The sequence below is a fragment of the Nocardioides sp. genome, assembly GCF_024509035.1.
In the GTDB taxonomy this organism is placed as follows: Bacteria; Actinomycetota; Actinomycetes; order Propionibacteriales; family Nocardioidaceae; genus Nocardioides.
In genome coordinates, this window is the sequence record NZ_JANINT010000196.1 from 2,211 (window position 1) to 3,988 (window position 1,778).

Genomic DNA, 1,778 nt, shown 5'->3' on the forward strand with positions numbered 1-1,778 from the left:
GGCGGCCACCGGGACGCCGTGCGCACGGCGTACGACGAGGACCAGGTCGGCCTCGCGCGAGGCCTCGACGAGCGCGTGGGCGGCGTGGTCGTGGACGACCCGGACCTCGACCTCGACCTCGGGGAACGCCGCGCGCCAGTCGTGCAGCAGCAGCTCCATCTCGGCGACGCCCTCGCGCTCGCACTGCTCGAGCGCGATCCGCGACTCGATGATGTCGTCGTAGGCGCTGGGCAGCTTCCAGGCGTGCACCACGACGACCCTCGCGGACCGCGCGTCGGCGATCGCGAACGCGTGGCCGAGCAGCTCGTCGGCGTGGGCGCCGGACTTGACGCCGACCACGACCGCGTGGCGCTCGGGCGCGTCCGGGGCGTCGTGCCAGCTCGCCGGCACCTCCACCACGGGCACCGGCGCCCGCGCCGCGGTGCGGGTGGCCGTGTCGCCGTCGACGAGCCGGTACAGGACCGGGCGGTCGTCGCGGCCGACGACCAGCATGCCGGCGTTCTCGGCGGCCTTGATCAGCTCCGTGCTGCGGCTGCCGTGGTGCAGCCACCGGCATGAACGGCGAGATGGGGACGTAGTCGGGCACGACGTGGACCAGCTTCAGCGTGCTGCCGGCCCGTCGCGACTCCTCGACCGCGTAGCGCAGCGCACCGCGGTTCGCCGCGGTGCCGTCGACGCCGACGACCACCGGGCTGGTGATGACGTTCATGGTCTCCTCCTCTGCCCGTGACGGCGCAGTTCCGTCACCTCCATGCTCAGCCGGCCGCCGGGTCGGCTGTAGGGACCAAGGACCCGGCCCGAGGGGGCGCAAGGCGGTAGGACGGGGGTGGGTGCGGCGGCAGGCTGGAGGTGACCAGAGGAGGTCCCGGCGATGAGCGACACTCCGGCCGATCGGCCGCGCGCACTGGTGGTCTACGAGTCCATGTTCGGCTGCACCGAGAGCGTGACCCGGGCGGTGGTGGAGGGACTCGAGCAGGGCGGCGTCGATGTCGTCGTGGCGGAGGTCCGGGACGCCGGCCGCGCCGGCGAGGAGGAGTACGACCTGCTCGTCGCCGGCGCGCCCACGCACGCCTTCTCGCTGAGCCGCCCGGGCACCCGCCAGGACGCGGTGCGCCAGGGCGCCCGCCCGGACCGCGCCGAGACGGGGCTGCGCGAGTGGATCACCGCCCTCGGCCCGGACGAGGGCCGGCACCGGCCGGCCGCGGCGTTCGACACCCGGGTGACCAAGGTGCGGCACCTGCCCAAGGCCGCCTCGACCCGGGCCGCCCGGCCTCGGCGTGTCGCGCGGGTTTCACCGGTCAGCCGGTGAAACCCGACCGCCTCAGCCCGCCGGCACCCACCACTCGACGGTGGTCCCCGCGCCGACGGCGGAGGTGACGGTGCAGCGCCCGCCGCGGCGCTCGGCGCGGCGCCGCATGCTGGCCAGGCCGCTCTCCGAGACGTCCGCGGGCAGGCCGGCCCCGTCGTCGACGACCGTCAGGCGCACACCCTCGGTGACGTCGAGCTCGACCGAGCCGGAGCTGGCGTGGGCGTGCCGGGCGGCGTTCGACAGCGCCTCGCTGAGCACGGCGAGCACGTCGGGTGCCACCTCGGGGCCGATCTGGGACCGGACCGGCCCCCGGAAGCTGAGCCGGGGCCGGAACTTCAGCGTGCTCGTCGCCCGGTCGACGAGCTGCGTGACGGCGTACTGGATGTCGGTGTCGTCCTCGACCGAGCCGAGGTCGAAGATCGTCCGGCGGATGTCACGGATCGTGCCGTCCAGCTCGTCGACGGCCTCC

3 protein-coding genes and 1 pseudogene are annotated in these 1,778 nt (G+C 75.0%); 1 reads left to right on the forward strand and 3 read right to left on the reverse strand.

What is annotated here, in order from left to right; all coding sequences use genetic code 11:
• Positions 1-492, reverse strand: a 492-nt coding sequence (locus Q0L15_RS14640; protein ID WP_296605187.1) for a universal stress protein, incomplete at its 3' end; no start/stop codon positions are given.
• Positions 479-709, reverse strand: a pseudogene (locus Q0L15_RS24995) (universal stress protein); the annotation flags it as partial. The pseudogene Q0L15_RS24995 and the gene Q0L15_RS14640, both read right to left, overlap by 14 nt.
• A 162-nt stretch (positions 710-871) precedes the next feature.
• Here Q0L15_RS24995 and Q0L15_RS14645 point away from each other — a divergent pair.
• On the forward strand, positions 872-1,309 hold the full coding sequence (locus Q0L15_RS14645; protein WP_296605188.1) for a hypothetical protein: 438 nt from the start codon (positions 872-874) through the stop codon (positions 1,307-1,309).
• Between the two features lie 12 nt (positions 1,310-1,321).
• Here Q0L15_RS14645 and Q0L15_RS14650 read toward each other — a convergent pair.
• Positions 1,322-1,778 (reverse strand): ATP-binding protein (locus Q0L15_RS14650; RefSeq protein WP_296605189.1); only part of this gene is annotated, 457 nt, incomplete at its 5' end.